Source organism: Streptomyces sp. NPDC017993, assembly GCF_044328065.1.
Classification (GTDB): domain Bacteria; phylum Actinomycetota; class Actinomycetes; order Streptomycetales; family Streptomycetaceae; genus Streptomyces.
The window spans coordinates 68,138-85,116 of record NZ_JBIRGO010000016.1 but is presented as its reverse complement, the minus strand read 5'-3'; the positions used below and the strand labels follow the sequence as shown (position 1 = coordinate 85,116).

The 16,979-nt window shown below is 72.7% G+C and carries 13 protein-coding genes; 9 read left to right on the top strand and 4 right to left on the bottom strand.

Annotation, left to right across the window (positions count from 1 at the left end; genetic code table 11):
* Positions 1 to 31 precede the first annotated feature (31 nt).
* A complete protein-coding gene (locus tag ACH4FH_RS27245; RefSeq protein WP_398558548.1) occupies positions 32 to 781 on the bottom strand; it encodes a GntR family transcriptional regulator in 750 nt (249 codons plus the stop codon).
* A 16-nt stretch (positions 782 to 797) separates the two neighbouring features.
* A complete protein-coding gene (hmgA, locus tag ACH4FH_RS27240) occupies positions 798 to 2,132 on the bottom strand; it encodes a homogentisate 1,2-dioxygenase (protein ID WP_398558547.1) in 1,335 nt (444 codons plus the stop codon).
* Positions 2,133 to 2,301: 169 nt separating this feature from the next.
* Between hmgA and ACH4FH_RS27235 the strand changes: the two genes are divergently transcribed.
* From ACH4FH_RS27235 to ACH4FH_RS27205, 7 genes are all read left to right on the top strand, one after another.
* Complete coding sequence (locus ACH4FH_RS27235; protein WP_398558546.1) at positions 2,302 to 2,997, top strand: TetR/AcrR family transcriptional regulator; 696 nt, start codon at positions 2,302 to 2,304, stop codon at positions 2,995 to 2,997.
* A 170-nt stretch (positions 2,998 to 3,167) separates the two neighbouring features.
* Complete coding sequence (locus ACH4FH_RS27230; RefSeq protein WP_398558545.1) at positions 3,168 to 5,477, top strand: molybdopterin-dependent oxidoreductase; 2,310 nt, start codon at positions 3,168 to 3,170, stop codon at positions 5,475 to 5,477.
* Between the two features lie 120 nt (positions 5,478 to 5,597).
* Entirely contained in the window at positions 5,598 to 7,055 is a 1,458-nt protein-coding gene (locus ACH4FH_RS27225) for a CitMHS family transporter (protein WP_398558544.1), read from the top strand.
* A 54-nt stretch (positions 7,056 to 7,109) separates the two neighbouring features.
* Positions 7,110 to 8,405 (top strand): MFS transporter, encoded by a 1,296-nt coding sequence (locus ACH4FH_RS27220; RefSeq protein WP_398558543.1) that lies wholly within the window; start codon positions 7,110 to 7,112, stop codon positions 8,403 to 8,405.
* Positions 8,406 to 8,676: 271 nt separating this feature from the next.
* On the top strand, positions 8,677 to 10,071 hold the full coding sequence (locus ACH4FH_RS27215; RefSeq protein ID WP_398558542.1) for an aldehyde dehydrogenase family protein: 1,395 nt from the start codon (positions 8,677 to 8,679) through the stop codon (positions 10,069 to 10,071).
* 247 nt (positions 10,072 to 10,318) lie between these two features.
* Positions 10,319 to 11,401 carry a Zn-dependent alcohol dehydrogenase gene (locus ACH4FH_RS27210; protein ID WP_398558541.1) on the top strand — a complete coding sequence of 361 codons (1,083 nt, stop codon included), beginning with the start codon at positions 10,319 to 10,321 and terminating at the stop codon, positions 11,399 to 11,401.
* Between the two features lie 202 nt (positions 11,402 to 11,603).
* Positions 11,604 to 12,980: an MFS transporter gene (locus ACH4FH_RS27205; RefSeq protein WP_398558540.1), complete on the top strand. Its 1,377-nt coding sequence runs from the start codon at positions 11,604 to 11,606 to the stop codon at positions 12,978 to 12,980.
* A 16-nt stretch (positions 12,981 to 12,996) separates the two neighbouring features.
* Here ACH4FH_RS27205 and ACH4FH_RS27200 read toward each other — a convergent pair whose 3' ends face one another.
* Positions 12,997 to 14,073 (bottom strand): urea transporter, encoded by a 1,077-nt coding sequence (locus ACH4FH_RS27200; RefSeq protein WP_398558539.1) that lies wholly within the window; start codon positions 14,071 to 14,073, stop codon positions 12,997 to 12,999.
* A gap of 99 nt (positions 14,074 to 14,172) precedes the next feature.
* Positions 14,173 to 14,817: a TetR/AcrR family transcriptional regulator gene (locus ACH4FH_RS27195; RefSeq protein WP_398558538.1), complete on the bottom strand. Its 645-nt coding sequence runs from the start codon at positions 14,815 to 14,817 to the stop codon at positions 14,173 to 14,175.
* A 126-nt stretch (positions 14,818 to 14,943) separates the two neighbouring features.
* On the opposite strand from ACH4FH_RS27195, the gene ACH4FH_RS27190 reads away from it, so the two are divergent.
* Both ACH4FH_RS27190 and ACH4FH_RS27185 read left to right on the top strand, forming a co-directional pair.
* On the top strand, positions 14,944 to 16,104 hold the full coding sequence (locus tag ACH4FH_RS27190; RefSeq protein WP_398558537.1) for an acyl-CoA dehydrogenase family protein: 1,161 nt from the start codon (positions 14,944 to 14,946) through the stop codon (positions 16,102 to 16,104).
* A gap of 172 nt (positions 16,105 to 16,276) precedes the next feature.
* A complete protein-coding gene (locus ACH4FH_RS27185; protein ID WP_398558536.1) occupies positions 16,277 to 16,906 on the top strand; it encodes a TetR/AcrR family transcriptional regulator in 630 nt (209 codons plus the stop codon).
* The last annotated feature ends 73 nt before the right edge of the window (positions 16,907 to 16,979 follow it).

Genomic DNA, 16,979 nt, shown 5'->3' with positions numbered 1-16,979 from the left:
GCCGTCCCGCGGCCGCGCAGGATCGGCACGGTCAGTGCGCGTCCAGGGTGACCGTGAAGGAGAAGCGGTCGCCGCGGTAGCGGATCCGGGCGACGTCGACGGCCTGGCCGGCCTCGTCGTAGGTGATGCCGGTGTAGTGCAGGATCGGGCTGAGCAGCGGGACCTCCAGCAGCCGGGCGGTCTCCGGGTCGGCCAGCCGCGCCTCGACGGTGTCGGTGATCCGGCTGATCCGCACGCCCACGGCGTCCCGCAACACCTTCGTCATCGGCCACCGCTCCAGATCCGCCGGGTCGATCTTGGCGGCGACATCGGGCCGTACGTAGTTGCGCGCGTGGTTGGTGGGCTCACCCGTCTCCTCGTCGCCGCGCAACCGGCAGAACTCGGTCACCTCCTGGCAGCCCGGGAAATACTCGGCCAGTTCGGCCGGCACCGGCACCGGCCCGTGCTCCAACAGCGTGCTGCTCATCCCGGACTGCTGGGCGACGATCGCGTCCACCGAGCCGAGCAGCCGCACCGGCGCGCCTCGCTGGGCGCTCGGCTCGATGAAGGTGCCGCGGCGCCGGTGCCGGCTGATCAGGCCCTCGGTCTCCAGTTCCTTGAGGGCCTGGCGCATGGTCAGCACGCTCACGCCGTAGTGCGCGGCGAGCGCGTCCTCGGTGGGCAGCCGCAGCGGCGCGTCCGGGGACCGGCCGAGTATGGAGGCACGCAGGGACTGCGACACCTGATACCACAGCGGCAGCTTGCGGTTCAGGGCGAGCGAGTCGGGAGCGAAGGTGTTCACAGGGCATTCCCCGGTCTCACGGGCGGAAGTGGCGCTGGAGACCCTGCCATACGTCGTCGTAGCCGGCCTGCAGATGTCCGGCGTCCCGGGCCTGCTCGGTGAGGGTCAGCGGCCAGCGGGTCTCGAACATGAAGGCCAGGCCGTCGTCGATCTTCTGCGGCCGCAGCTCGGCCGCGCTCGCCCGGTCGAAGGTCTCCCGGTCCGGGCCGTGCGCCGACATCATGTTGTGCAGCGAGCCGCCGCCCGGGACGAACCCCCCTGGGCCCGAGGTCTTCGCGTCGTAGGCGCCCTCGATCAGTCCCATGTACTCGGTCATCACATTGCGGTGGAAGTACGGCGGCCGGAAGGTGTCCTCGCCGACCAGCCAGCGCGGTGCGAACACCACGAAGTCCACACCGGCGAGGCCGGGGGTGTCGGACGGCGAGGTGAGCACCGTGAAGATCGACGGGTCCGGGTGGTCATAGCTGATCGAGCCGATGACGTTGAAGCGGTGCAGGTCGTAGACGTACGGCACGTGGTTGCCGTGCCAGGCGACGACATCCAGCGGCGAGTGGTCGTAGGTCGCGGTCCAGAGGTTGCCGCAGAACTTGTTGACGACCTCGAACGGCCCCTCGATGTCCTCGTAGGCGGCGACCGGGGCGAGGAAGTCCCGCGGGTTCGCCAGCCCGTTGGCGCCGATCGGGCCGAGGTCGGGGAGCTGGAAGGGCTTGCCGTAGTTCTCGCAGACGTAGCCGCGCGCGGTGTCGTCCAGCAGCTCGACGCGGAAGCGGACGCCGCGGGGAATCAGTGCCACGTGGCCCGGCTCCGCGCGCAGCAGGCCGAGTTCGGTGCGCAGCAGCAGCCCGCCGTGCTCCGGGACGATCAGCAGTTCGCCGTCCGCGTCGCTGAACACCCGCTCCGTCATGGAGGAGTTGGCGTGGTAGAGGTGCACGGCCATGCCGGTGCGCTGGGTCGCGTCGCCGTTGCCGCCCAGCGTCCACAGGCCGTCCAGGAAGTCGACCGGACCGGCCGGGTCGGGCAATGGGTTCCAGCGCAGCCGGTTGGGGTCGGGGACGCAGTCGGTGAACGGCGCCGAGCGGATGGCGCGGCGCTCGGCGCGGACGAACGGCGGGTGCGCGGCCGAGGGGCGGATGCGGTAGAGCCAGGAGCGGTGGTTGTCGGCCCGGGGCTCGGTGAACGCCGAACCGCTCAGCTGCTCCGCGTACAGGCCGAGGGGGGCGCGCTGGGGGGAGTTGCGGCCCACCGGCAGGGCGCCGGGGAGGGCCTCCGAGCTGTGCTCGTTGCCGAAGCCGGAGGCGTATCCCAGCCCCTCGGCCGTCTTCCTCGCCTGCTCGTTGCCCGTACCTGTCATCGCGTGCTCCCGCCGCTCAAGGAATCCTATGCAAGACCTTAGGATTGCTGCGGGGGTCCGTCAACGGAGGCTTCCCGGCCGCCCTGGCCGGATCCCGGCCCCGACCCGCGCCGGTCCGTTCTCCGCACGACCGGCTGTCGTCCGCCCGAACCGGGGGCAGGATGGACGGGTGCAGCAGCCCACCCCGCCACCCGCCCCGCTCCGGCGCGTCCCCGTCCAGCGGCGCAGCGCCCAGCGCCTCGCGCGCATCCTCGACGCCTGCGCCGAACTGCTGGAGGAGACCGGATACGAGGACCTCAGCACCCGCGCCGTGGCCGGCCGGGCCCAGGTCCCGATCGGCTCCGTGTACCGCTTCTTCCCTCATAAGCGGGCCATGGCCGAAGCGCTCGCCCGGCGCAACCTCGACGCCTACGCCGACCGCATCACCGCCCGGCTGAGCGCCTCCGCCGAGCCTCTGGTGTGGCGTCACGCGATGGACGTCGTGCTCGACGAATACCTCGCCATGAAGCGGACGGTGCCGGGCTTCGCCCTGGTGGAATTCACCGTTCCCGCCCCACAGGAGTCCCGGCAGGCCAACTACGAGGTGGCCGACCGGCTGCGCGAGCTGTTCGCCGGCCGGCTCGGCCTGGACGCCACCGACGAAGGGCTGCGCACCGCCTTCCTCGTCGCCGTCGAGACCGCCGACGCGCTGCTCCAGCTCGCGTTCCGTACGGACCCGGGCGGCGACCCGGCGATCATCACCGAGACCAGGCATCTGCTGCGGGCCTACCTCGGGCGGTATCTGGACGACGGCCCCGCGGACGGCACGGACGTCGGTACGGCGGCAGGGCCGGCCGGACCGGACGGGGGTGTCGGGGCGGGCTGACGGCGGCTCTCCGGGGCGGACGTCCGCGCGGTGCGCACGTCCGCCCCGGAGGCGCGTGGTGCGTCGTTCTCCCGCGATTTCCTGTCGCCGGGCTTCCCTCATGCGTACCGGTCGGTATGGTCGGAGCGTACGCGCACCGCCGCCACCGGCACCGTCCCCGGGAGGGACCGATGAGTCGTACCGCCTTGCGCATCTGCCCGCTCTGTGAGGCCACCTGCGGGCTGAGCGTCACCGTCGAGGAGGGCGTCGCCGACGGGCGGGAACTGCTCGGCCAGGGGCGGATCACCGCCGCCCGGGGCGATCGCGACGATGTGTTCAGCAAGGGGTTCATCTGCCCCAAGGGCGCCGCGTTCGGTCAGCTCGACGCCGACCCCGACCGGCTGACCCGTCCCCTGGTGCGGCGCGACGGGCAGCTTCGGGAAGCCGGCTGGGACGAGGCGTTCGCGGCCGTGCAGGCGGGGCTGCGGCCGCTGATCGAGGAGCACGGCGCCAACGCCGTCGCGGTCGTGCTCGGCAACCCCAATGTGCACACCGTCGCCGGCGCGCTGTACCCGCCGGTTCTGCTCAGCACCTTGCGGACACGCAACGTCTTCACCGCCTCCACGGTCGACCAGATGCCCAAGCACGTCTCCAGCGGCCTGCTCTACGGCGACCCGCTGGCGATCCCGGTGCCCGACCTCGACCGCACCGACCATCTCCTGGTGATCGGCGCCAATCCCCTGGACTCCAACGGCAGCCTGTGCACCGCGCCGGACTTCCCCGGCCGGCTCAAGGCGCTGCGGCGGCGCGGCGGGCGGCTGACGGTGATCGACCCGCGGCGTACCCGCACCGCCCGGATCGCAGACCGGCACCTGGCGATCCGTCCCGGTACGGACGCGCTGCTGCTGTGCGCGATGGTGCAGGTCCTCTTCGAGGAAGGGCTGGTGGACCTCGGGGAGCGGGCCGCCCACATCGAAGGGGTCGCGGACGTCGAGCGGCTGGCAGCGGAGTTCACCCCGGAGGCGGTGGCGCCCGCCTGCGAGGTGCCCGCGGACGAGATCCGGACGCTCGCCCGGGAGCTGGCGGCCGCGGAACGGGCGGCCGTATACGGCCGGGTCGGTGCCAGCACCGTCGAGTTCGGCACCCTCACCAGCTGGCTGGTCGATGTGCTGAACATCCTCACCGGCAACTTCGACCGGGCGGGTGGCGTGATGTTCCCGCTGTCCGCGACCGGCGCCGCGCCCCGGCCGCCCAAGCCCGGCCGGGGATTCGCGCTCGGCCGCTGGCACAGCCGCGTCTCCGGCCACCCCGAGGCCAAGTCCGAGCTGCCGTTGGCCGCGCTGGCCGAGGAGATCGACACCCCGGGGGCGGGGCCGGGGCACCCGGGCGCGCCGGACGGCCCGGTCCGGGCGGTGATCGCCATCGCCGCCAACCCGGTGCTGTCCGCCCCGGACGGTGAGCGGCTCGACCGGGCGCTGGCCGGTGTCGGCTTCATGGTCAGCGTCGACCCCTACCTCAACGAGACCTCGCGGCACGCCGATGTCGTACTCCCGCCGCCCCCGCCCTCCCGCAGCGCGCACTACGACTTCGCCTTCAACGCCCTCGCCGTCCGCAACCAGGCCCGCTACACCCGGGCCGTGCTGCCGCTCGGCGAAGGGCGGCCCGACGAATGCGAGATCCATGCCCGGCTGATCCTGTGCGCGGGCGGCCAGGACGGCGCGGGCCCCGGCCTGGTCGACACGATGGTGATCGACGCGGCGCTGGGCAAGGCCGTCGCCGACTCGCACTCCCCGGTGCACGGACGGCAGCCCGCCGAACTCGCGGCGGAGCTGACCGGCCTGACCGGCGCCGAACGCCGGCTCGACATGATGCTGCGGCTCGGCCCCTACGGCGACGGCTTCGGCGCGGAGCCCGACGGGCTCACCCTGGCCCGGCTGCTGGAGCGCCCGCACGGCATCGACCTCGGCCCGCTGACCCCGCGGGTGCCAGACGTCCTCAAGACCCGCGGCGGGACGGTCGACCTGTGCCCGGAGCCGATCAAGGCCACCGAAGCGGCACGCCTGCGGACGGCGCTCGCCCGGCGTCCGGACGGCCTGTTGCTCGTCGGACGGCGCCATCTGCGGTCCAACAACTCCTGGATGCACAACCTCCCCGCCCTGACCGGCGGCAGCAACCGCTGCACCGTGCAGGTGCACCCGCAGGACGCGGCGCGGCTGGGGCTGACCGACGGCGGCCCGGCGCTACTGAAGGGGGACGGCGGGGAGCTGGAGGTGCCCGTGGAGGTCACCGACGCGGTGCGGCCGGGCGTGGTGAGCATGCCGCACGGCTGGGGGCACGACCGGCCCGGTACGCGGATGGGGGTGGCGGCCGCCGACCCAGGACGGAACGTCAACCAGCTCAACGGCGGCGCCCGGCTGGACGTCCTGTCGGGGACCGCGGTGCTCAACGGTTTGCCCGTTCAGCTCGCCCCGGTGCCCCCTATTCCGGCCGCTCGCTCATGACCTGGTGTTTTGCTCGTATTGCTCGCACGTCAAGACCTTGTTAACGAAAGTTTGCGGCACCTAACGTCGCCACGACCGCCATCCCCGGTGGGTGTTCAAGGGCGAACGTGAGGTACCCCAATGCTGACAATCCTCGGATTTGTCATGATCGCCACCTTCCTGGTGCTGATCATGATGAAGAAGATGTCACCGATAGCAGCGCTCGTACTCATTCCCGCACTGTTCTGCGTGTTCGTAGGACAGGGCGCGAATCTGGGCGATTACGTCATCAAGGGCATCGGTGACCTGGCCCCCACGGCCGCGATGCTGATGTTCGCCATCATCTATTTCGGGGTGATGATCGACGTCGGGCTCTTCGACCCGATCGTCCGCGGCATCCTGCGGTTCTGCAAAGCCGATCCGATGCGGATCGTGGTCGGCACCGCCGTGCTCGCCGCGATCGTCTCCCTCGACGGTGACGGCTCGACCACGTTCATGATCACGGTTTCCGCGATGTACCCGCTCTACCGCAGGCTGAAGATGAGCCTGGTGGTCATGACCGGCGTCGCCGCCACCGCCAACGGCGTGATGAACACCCTGCCCTGGGGCGGCCCCACCGCCCGCGTCGCCACCGCCCTCAAGCTCGACGCCGGCGACGTCTTCGTCCCGATGATCCCGGCGCTGGCCGTCGGCCTGGTCGCGGTGTTCCTCCTCGCCTACGTCCTCGGCCTGCGTGAGCGCAAGCGGCTCGGCGTGCTGACGCTCGGCGACGTCGTCGCGGAGAAGGAGACCGAGCAGGTCCTGGTCGGCGCGGGCGGCGGCAGCGCCACCGCGGCCGGGGGCGGCAACGCGTTCGGCAAGATGTTCCGCAAGATGGCCGCTTCCGGCGGCGCGGGCTCCCCGGCCACCGCCACCGCCACCGGTGACGACGACGCCACGGACGGCCCCGACGGCAGCTTCCAGGGCCTGGACCCGCAGCGCGCCACCCTGCGCCCCAAGCTCTACTGGTTCAACGCCGCGCTCACCGTCGCGCTGCTCACCCTGCTGATCATGCAGACGATGCCGATCCCGGTGCTCTTCATCATCGGCGCCGCCATCGCGCTGACCGTCAACTTCCCCCAGATGAAGGACCAGAAGGCGCGGATCGCCGCGCACGCCGAGAACGTCCTGAACGTCTCCGGCATGGTCTTCGCCGCCGCGGTCTTCACCGGCGTGCTCACCGGCACCGGCATGGTCGAGCACATGGCCCGCTGGCTGGTCAACGGCATCCCGGACGCCCTCGGCCCGCACATGGGGATCGTCACCGGCATCCTGAGCATCCCGCTCACCTACCTGATGTCGAACGACGGCTTCTACTTCGGCATCGTGCCGATCCTCGCCGAGGCCGGCGCCGCACACGGCGTCGCCCCCATCGAGATCGCCCGCGCCTCGCTCGTCGGCCAGCCGCTGCACATGTCCAGCCCGCTGGTGCCCGCCGTCTTCGTCCTCATCGGCATGGCCAAGGTCGAATTCGGCGACCACACCAAGTTCACCATCAAGTGGGCCGCACTGACCTCCCTGGTGGTCCTGTGCGCCGGCCTGCTCTTCGGCATCATCTAGACGCAACAACCCCTTGTCGCACCACCCCCCACACACGGAACGGAACAACGCACCGTGACGGCACCCGCGAGGCCCGGCAGGAGCTGGCTGCTGCGTCTGGTCATCACCTTCTCCTTCGCCCAAGGAGCGGTGAGCATGGCCAGGCCGGCCGTCTCCTACCGGGCCCTCGCACTGGGCGCCGACGAACAGGCCATCGGCGTCATCACCGCGGTCTACGCCCTGCTGCCGCTGCTCGTCGCCGTCCCGCTCGGCCGCCGCACCGACCACGGCCGCTGCGCGCCGCTGCTGGTCGTGGGTGTGGCCCTGATCAGCGGCGGCTGCGCTCTCAGCGGCCTCGCCGGCTCGCTGCCCGCGATGGCCGCCTGGAGCGGCGTGATGGGCCTGGGCCACCTCTGCTTCGTCATCGGGGCCCAGTCGATCGTCGCCCGCCGCAGCGCCCCCGCGGAACGCGACCGCAACTTCGGCCACTTCACCATCGGTGCCTCCCTCGGCCAGCTCGTCGGCCCGATCGCCGCGGGCCTGGTCATCTCCGAGCACGACGGCGCGATGGCCCCCACGAGCGCCACCGCGCTGCTCGTCTCCGGCGCCGTCGGCGCCGTCTCCTACGTCGCGCTCTGGCGCCTGGAGCAGCGCACCACGCCCCCCGGAACCGGCGGCACCACACCCGAACCGGCCGGGGAGCACGTCCCCGTACGCGCCATCCTGCGCACCCGGGGCGTTCCGGCCGGCATCTTCATGAGCCTGGCCGTGCTCTCCGCGACCGACATCCTCACCGCCTACCTCCCCGTCATCGGTGAGGACCGCGCCATCGCCCCCACCACCATCGGTCTGCTGCTCAGCCTGCGGGCCGCGGCCACCATCGCCTGCCGGCTCGTGATGACGCCGATGATCCGATGGCTGGGCCGCACCGCACTGATGGCCGGCAGCTGCGCGCTGGCCGGCCTGCTGTGCGGCGCCATGGTGCTGCCCGTGCCGGTCTGGGCGCTGGCCGTCATGCTCACCGGGCTCGGCTTCTGCCTCGGCGTCGGCCAGCCGCTGTCGATGACCACCGTCGTCCAGGCGGCGCCCGACCGGGCCCGCTCCACGGCCCTGGCCCTCCGCCTCACCGGCAACCGCCTCGGCCAGGTCGCCGCCCCCGCCACCGCCGGCCTTCTCGCCGGTGTCGCGGGGACCGCCGCGCCCTTCGTGATGCTCGGCGCGCTCCTCCTGGCGTCCGCCGGAACCGCGGCCCGCAAGAGCACGCGCGCCGGCGACTCGCCGCCTCCCACGGCCGCCGGCCACCTTCCCCGGCCCGCGGACGGGACCGCACCGGAACCCGTCCGGGACGGCGCCGACCGGGCCGAGCGCTAGGGCTTGTCCGCAGGTGTGAATACAGGCGTGAACGCAGGCGTGACGCGGGCGTTTCTGCGGGTCCGTTCGCCGCCGGGGCCGCCCCGGCCGAGGCATACGCGGTCGTCCTCCGCGCTCCGGTGCGCGTGACCGAGGGCACCCGCCGCATTCCCTGGCGCCTGAAAACTACCGACGCTAGTTTAGAGGGGTCCGGGCGGACGGCCGTGGCGCCCACGGCCTCGACGGACACCCCTACGGGGATGACCACCAGCCGTCTCGGGAGGACCACGACGTGAAGCAGCACGACGCGATGTACATCGACGGAAGCTGGCGGCCCGCCGAGGGGAGCGGCACGATCGACGTCGTCAATCCGGCCGACGGTCAGGTCATCGCCGCCGTGCCGGCCGGTTCGCCGCAGGATGTGGACGCGGCCGTCCGGGCCGCGCGCGCCGCTCTGCCCGCCTGGGCCGCCACCCCGCCCACGGAACGCGCCGACCTGCTGACGGCGCTGCGCGACCAACTCGCGGCGCGCGCCGAGGAGATCGCGGAGACCGTCACCGCCGAGCTGGGCTCGCCCCTCGCGTTCAGCACGGCCGTGCACGCGGGCGTCCCGGTCGCGGTGTGCGGCTCCTACGCCGAGCTGGCCCGGTCGTACGCCTTCGAGGAGAAGATCGGCAACTCCACCGTGCTGCACGAACCGGTCGGCGTGGTGGGCGCGATCACGCCCTGGAACTACCCGCTGCACCAGGTCGTCGCCAAGGTCGCGCCGGCGCTCGCGGCGGGCTGCACGGTCGTGCTCAAGCCCGCCGAGGACACCCCGCTGGTGGCGCAGCTGTTCGCCGAGTGCGTCGACGCGGCCGGCATCCCGGCCGGTGTCTTCAACCTCGTCACCGGCCTCGGCCCGGTCGCCGGTCAGGCGCTGGCCGAGCACGAGGGGGTCGACCTGGTCTCCTTCACCGGCTCGACGGCCGTCGGCAGGAAGATCGGCGCCACCGCGGGCGCCGCGGTCAAGCGGGTGGCGCTCGAACTGGGCGGCAAGTCCGCCAACGTCATCCTGCCCAGCGCCGATCTCGCCAAGGCGGTCGGTGTCGGCGTCGCCAACGTCATGGCCAACTCCGGCCAGACGTGCAGCGCGTGGACCCGGATGCTGGTGCACAAGGACCGGTACGCGGAGGCCGTGGAACTCGCCGCGGCCGCGGTCGCCAAGTACGTACCGGGCGAGCGGGTCGGCCCGCTGGTCAACGCCAAGCAGCGGGACCGGGTGCGCGGTTATATCGAGCAGGGCATCGCCCAGGGCGCGAAGGTCGTCGCGGGCGGTCCGGAGGCGCCCCGGGAAACCGGTTACTACGTGACGCCGACCGTCTTCGCGGATGTCACCCCGGAGATGACCATCGCCCAGGAGGAGATCTTCGGGCCGGTGCTGTCGATCCTGCGCTACGAGGACGAGGAGGACGCCGCCCGGATCGCCAACGGCACCGTCTACGGGCTCGCGGGCGCGGTCTGGGCGGGCGACCAGGAGGAGGCGGCCGCCTTCGCCCGACGTCTCGACACCGGTCAGGTCGACATCAACGGCGGCCGCTTCAACCCCCTGGCGCCGTTCGGCGGTTACAAGCAGTCGGGTGTCGGGCGCGAGCTGGGCCCGCACGGTCTGACCGAGTACCTCCAGACCAAGTCGCTGCAGTTCTGATGTGCGGCGTTGCGGCGGTGCCGCGGCCCTGAGCCGTGAGCCGCGGTGACGAGGGCGGCCCTGGTGTGCCTCACCTGCTTTCCTTGTCCCGTCCGAGCCGCCGGCCGCCTCTGTCCCCTGGCCGCCCTTCCCCTCTTGGCTCTCCTTCTCCGTCCGACCTTGTCCGTCTTCTTCCGTCCCGCGGAGCACGCGTCCCGCTTCTCCGCCCGGTCCGCCCCTCCGCCGTCCTCCGCACCGAGGAGATCCTGTGGTTCGCGCCGCACTGCTGTCCGCCGTCAACGCCCCGCTCCGGGTCACCGAGATCGACCTGCCGGAGCCCGGCCCGGGACAGGTCCGTATTCGTCTCGCCGCCGCCGGCGTCTGCCACTCCGACCTGTCGCTGTCCAACGGAACCCTCCGTCAGCCCGTCCCCGCGGTCCTCGGACACGAGGGTGCGGGCACCGTCACCGCGGTCGGACCGTCGGTGACCTCGGTGGCCCCCGGCGACCAGGTCGTACTCAACTGGGCGCCGTCCTGCGGCGACTGCCACTTCTGCGGCCTCGCGGAGCCCTGGCTGTGCGCCAACTCCGGTCACGCCGCGGACGCCCCGTACGCGCACCTCGCGGCCGACGGCAGTGAGCTCTACCCCGGCCTGGGCACCGCCGCCTTCGCCGAGGAGACCGTCGTCCCCGCGCATGCCGCTCTGCCGCTCCCGGACGGGGTGCCGCTCGCCGACGCCGCGCTGCTGGGCTGCGCGGTGCTGACCGGCTGGGGCGCGGTGCGCCACAGCGCCCAGGTGCGGGCGGGGGAGTCCGTCGCCGTCTTCGGCGTCGGCGGCGTCGGCCTCGCGACGCTCCAGGCGGCGCGGATCGCGGGGGCGGGCACGATCGTGGCGGTGGACGTCTCGCCGGAGAAGGAGGGATTGGCGCGCGCTGCGGGCGCCACCGAGTTCGTGGTGGCCGGCGAGGACACCGCCAAGCGGATCCGCAAGCTGACCGGCGGCTTCGGCGCCGATGTCGCCGTGGAGTGCGTGGGCCGCGCCGAGACGATCCGTACGGCCTGGTCGGCCACCCGGCGGGGCGGGCGCACCACGGTCGTCGGGATCGGCGGCCAGGACCAGCAGGTGACCTTCTCCGCCCTGGAGATCTTCTACTTCGGCCGCACGCTCGCCGGCTGCGTCTACGGCAACAGCGACCCCGCACGGGATCTGCCGGTCATCGCCGAGCACGTCCGCTCGGGCGCGCTGGACCTGTCCGCGCTGGTCACCGAGCGGATCTCGCTGGACGGCATCCCCGACGCGTTCGACGCGATGCTGGCGGGCAAGGGCGGCCGGGCGCTGATCGTCTTCTGACGGGGAGCGGCGCGGGTCGGTCGGTGGGACGGGCCGCGGGCCGGCGGGCCGGGGCGGGCATCAGCGCTCGGGCCGGTCGTCCCGGCGCCGGGGAAAACTGATGCTGCGCGGTCCGTTGACGCCGTACCGGCCGGTCGGTACGGTCGCCCGACATCATGGCGCCGCCCCCCATCCCTCCCCGCACCCACCGGAGTGTGCACGCATGGACTCGGCCCCCTCCGCGACCAAAGGCAACAGCAGCACGCCACCCTCCGCCCGGAACCGCCGCAAGGTCGCCACCGCCGCGGCCCTGGCCTCCGCCGTGGAGTGGTACGACTACTTCGTCTTCGGCATCGCCGCCGCGCTCGTTCTCGGCGACTCCTTCTTCCCCTCCGGCAGCGAGGCCGCCGGCGTGCTCGCCGCCTTCGCGACCTTCGCCGTCGGCTTCCTCGCCCGCCCCGTCGGCGGCGTCATCGCCGGCCACCTCGGCGACCGGCGGGGCCGCAAGCCCATGCTGGTCCTCGCGCTGACCGTGATGGGCCTCGCCACGACCGGTATCGGCCTGCTCCCCTCGTACGACAGCATCGGGATCGCCGCACCGATCCTGCTCGTCTTCCTGCGCGTGCTCCAGGGTCTCGCGGTGGGCGCCCAGTGGGGCGGCGCGATGCTGATGGCCACCGAATACGCCCCCGAGGGCAAGCGGGGGCTCTACGGCTCGCTGGTCCAGCTCGGTGTCCCGATCGGCGTGGTGACCGCCAACTCCGTCTTCCTGGTGGCCGGCGCGGTCACCGACGAGCGGTCCTTCGGCAGCTGGGGCTGGCGGGTCCCGTTCTTCATCGGCATCCTCGTGCTCGTCCTCGCCCGCTACATCCACACCCGGGTCGAGGAGACGCCGGAATTCAAGGCTGCCGAGAACGATCTGGCCGCCGCCGAGAAGGCCGCCGACGCGCAGCGCTCACCGCTGGGCACGATCCTGCGCCACCACCTGGGCACGGTCCTGCTGGCCGGCGGTTCCTTCGCGGTGAACACCGCCACCTTCTACATCCTGATCACCGGTGTCCTGGACTACTCCACACGCGAACTGCACATGGAGCGCACCGCGGTCCTGACCGTCTCGCTGCTGGTCAGCCTCACCCAGCTCGCCCTGATCCCGGCCGCCGCGGCGCTCTCCGACCGCATCGGCCGCCTGCGGGTCTATGCCGCCGGTGCCGTCGGCCTGCTCGTCTGGGCGATCCCGATGTTCCTGCTCATCGACACCGCGTCGCTGGCCTGGATGGCCGTGGGCACGTTCGTCGGCAGCTGTTTCCTGAGCATCATGTACGGGCCGCAGGCCGCGCTGTTCGCCGAGCTGTTCACCGCCGAGATGCGCTACACCGGCGCGTCGCTCGGCTACCAGATCAGCGCCATTCTGGGCGGCGGGCTCGCGCCGTTCGTCATGGTCCTGTTGCTGGAGGCGACCGGTACCTCGATGTCGGTGTCGCTCTACATCATCGGGCTGTCCGTCATCGCCCTGGCCTCGATCTGGTTGCTGGCCCGCCGCGCGGCGGCGTCCGCCCCTGCCGCGGACGGGGCGCCGAAGGTGACGCCCGCAAAGGGCTGACGGCCTGGGCAGGGGGTCAGACGGCGGCCCGGCCCGGCTCGGGGCCCTCCGGTGCCGGGCCGCCGGGCTCGGCGGCCCGCTCCGGGGCGGGGCCCGCGTCACGCACGCCCGGCCCAGGGTCGGGCGCCCCCGCCCGGCGCAGCCGGGGGAACGCCGGGACCGCCGCCAGGAACGCCAGCGAGACGAGGACGAACGGCCAGGTGAAGGTGTGACCGCCGGAGGGGGCGAAGACGGCGGCCATCGTCGCGCTCAGGCCGGTCGCGGTGACCGCGCCGGCCAGCGCGTAGGCCAGGCTCCAGGCGTCCGCGGCGAGGAACACCCCGCACAGCGCCATCGCCACGAGCACCGCGTTGTAGCCCATCGTGCCCTCGGCCACCTGCTTCGCGGGTGCGCCGAGGGCCCAGGCGGTGAGGATGCCGACACCGCTGCCCAGGCACGCCATCACGCCGGCGAGGCGGCAGGCGGCGAAGATGCCGAGCAGGAGGACGAGGCCGACGTACCACTGCGGCATGAAGAAGACCTGCGCGATGTTGGCGAAGAACGCGCGCCACAGATCGGATCCCGCGAGCGCGGTGGGGCCGCTCGCGGGCCGGGCCAGTGCGGCCAGGCTCGCGCCGTGGTGCCAGACCCGCTCGAAGCCCGGCGCGGCGATCGTCGCGGCGCTCGCCATCAGGCAGTACGGCAGGGTGAGGGTCGGCAGGCCCCAGGTGGCGAGTATGCGTGCGACGGCGCCGGTGACGACGGTGACCACCACGCTCCCGGCGCATGCCAGCACGGCGGTGGAGAGGTGGTCGGCGCCGAGGAACACGGCGAGCGCGACGGCCACCAGGCAGGCGTTGAAGCCCTCGAGACCGGCCGTGACCCGGTCGCGGTCCACTCCCAGGATCCGGGCCGTCGCGGTACCGACCGCCGTGCCCAGCAGCCCGTACAGCGCGAACTCCCAGCCCGCGGCGCACAGCGCGAGCGAGGCCGCAGCACCGGCCCACGCGCTCCGCAGGAAGACGACCTGCCCCTTCCCTCGGAGTATCTCGATGACAAAGCGCCCGTAACCCGCGGTGAATCGACCGCACTTGGCCGTGCTCGGCTCGCGCACGCCGCCTCCATGCCTCCCGCACAACGCCCTGCCCGCCAGGGACTGCTGGATTTTAGAGCCGCCCGAGGGCGCGGTGACACGGGGCCTCGGCCGTCGCGTCTAGCCGTGCGGCGGGACCAGCTCCGGGTGCTGCAGCGCGAGGCCGTCGACGAGGGCCCGCAGGCCGGTTTCGAACGCGCCCTCGTCCACCTGGCGTTGATGCTCGGCGAGGAGGTGCGCCTGGCCCAGGTGGGGATAGTCGGCGGGGTCGTAGGCGCTGGGGTCGTCCACGAAGCCGCGGGCGAACGAGCCCAGGGCGGAACCTGCCACGAAGTAGCGGACCATGGCGCAGATCCTGGTGGCCTGGGCGGGCGGCCAGCCCGCCTCGACCATGCCGCCGAACGCCGCGTCGGCCATCTTCAGGCCGGCCGGGCGGCGGCCGGGCCCCTGGGCGAGGAACGGCACGACGTGCGGATGTGCGGCGAGCGCGGCGCGGTAGGAGCGGGCCCAGCCGAGCAGGCCGGTCCGCCAGTCCCCGCCGGCCTCGAACGCCGAGACGTCGACCTTCGCGATGACCGTGTCGGCGACCGCGTCGAGGATCTCGTCCTTCGTCGTGAAGTGGTTGTAGAGCGACGGCCCGCTCACGCCCAACTCGGCCGCGAGGCGCCGGGTGGACAGCGCCGGCAGCCCTTCCGCGTCGATGAGCGCCAGCGCCGTGGTGACGATGCGCTCACGGCTCAGGAGGGGCTTGCGGGGTCGGGCCATGACGCACATAGTAGAGGCTGCCTCCCAAAAACTAGCAGTGCTAATTAACGTTCCGGAGCGACGCGGTGAGCGGACGCCGCCGCGCCGCCGGAGCCGTCCCACTGCGCGCGTCCCTAAGGGGTCTTGATGAACCTGGAGCTCAGCGAGGAGCAGACCGCCGTACGGCAGCTCGCCGAGGACTTCGTCGAGCGCGAGATATCCCCGCACGTCACGGCCTGGGACCGCGCAGAACAGGTCGACCGCGGCATCGTCAAGAAGCTCGGTGACCTCGGCTTCCTGGGCCTGACCGTCCCCGAGGAGTACGGGGGCTCAGGCGGCGACCACCTCGCCTACTGCCTGGTCACCGAGGAGCTGGGCCGGGGCGACTCCTCGGTGCGCGGCATCGTCTCGGTCTCCCTGGGGCTGGTGGCCAAGACCATCGCGGCCTGGGGGGACGAGGCGCAGAAGCAGGAGTGGCTGCCGAGGCTCACCTCCGGGGCGGCGATCGGCTGCTTCGGTCTGACCGAGCCCGGCACCGGATCCGACGCGGGCAACCTCGCGACCCGCGCGGTCCGCGACGGCGGCCCCGGCGGGGACTGGATCATCGACGGCGCCAAGACGTTCATCACCAACGGCACCTGGGCCGACGTCGTGCTGCTCTTCGCCCGCACCGGCCCCGAGCCCGGCCACAAGGGTGTCAGTGCCTTCCTCGTGCCCACCGACACCCCCGGCCTCGGGCGCCGCGAGATCCACGGGAAGCTCGGCCTGCGTGGCCAGGCCACCGCGGAGCTGGTCCTGGACGGGGTGCGGGTGCCCTCCTCCGCCATGCTCGGGCCGGCGGGGAAGGGCTTCTCGGTCGCCATGTCCGCCCTGGCCAAGGGGCGGATGTCGGTCGCCGCCGGCTGTGTGGGCATCGCGCAGGCGGCCCTGGACGCGGCGCTCGGCTACGCGGGCGAGCGCGAGCAGTTCGGCAAGCCGATCGCCGGGCACCAGCTGGTCCAGGAGCTGATCACCGACATCGCCGTGGACGTGGACGCCGCGCGCCTGCTGACCTGGCGGGTCGCCGACCTGATCGACCGCGGGAAGCCGTTCGTCACCGAGGCGTCCAAAGCCAAGCTGTTCGCCTCCGAGGCCGCGGTGCGCGCCGCGAACAACGCCCTCCAGGTCTTCGGCGGTTACGGTTACATCGACGAGTACCCGGTCGGCAAGCTGCTGCGGGACGCCCGCGTGATGACCCTGTACGAGGGCACGAGTCAGATCCAGAAACTGGTCATCGGCCGTGCGCTGACCGGCGTCTCGGCCTTCTGACCGGACGCCGACCGCAGGCCCCGCCGCGGCCGGGCCCCCGCCCGCGTCGGCCGTTCCCGCACCGCCTGCCCGGCCGCCTGCCCTCACCGCGCCGCTAAGCGCTTGCTCAGCGGCGCGGTATGGTGTTCGATCCGTCGGAGGAGAGTCCCCGGCGGATCGAGGAGCGTGCGCGATGGGTGCGGAGGCGGAACGGGCGGCCGAGGCCGGCGACGAGTGGGCCGATGTGACCCCGGACGCCGCGCGGCGGCTGGTCTGCGCCGCCGTCGAGGCGTTCGCCGAGCGCGGCTACCACGCCACCACCACCCGCGATATCGCGGGCCGTGCCGGGATGAGCCCCGCCGCGCTCTACATCCACTACAAGACCAAGGAAGAGCTGCTCTACCGCATCAGCGGAAACGGCCACGAGAAGGCGCTGCGCATCATGGGCGCCGCCGCCGAGGCCGAGGGCAGCGCCACCGAGCGGCTGCGCGACGCGGTGCGCACCTTCGCCCGGTGGCACGCCGAGCACCACACCACCGCCCGGGTCATCCAGTACGAACTCCAGGCCCTGGGTGCCGAGCACTACGCCGAGATCGCCGACCTGCGCCGCAGGACCGACCGGCTGCTGCGGCAGATCATCCAGGACGGCGCGGACAGCGGGGAGTTCCAGGCCGACGACGTACCGGGCACCACGCTGGCCGTGCTGTCGCTGTGCGTCGACGTGGCCCGCTGGTTCTCCTCGGACGGCGCCCGCACCCCCGACGAGGTCGGCGCGCTCTACGCGGGCCTGGTGCTGCGGATGGTGGGCGCGGATCCGGTCTGACGCGTCGGCGTGCCGCCGGATGCACGCGGGCCGGGCAGGGCGGACCCGCCCCGGCGCCGTCGATCGATGACTG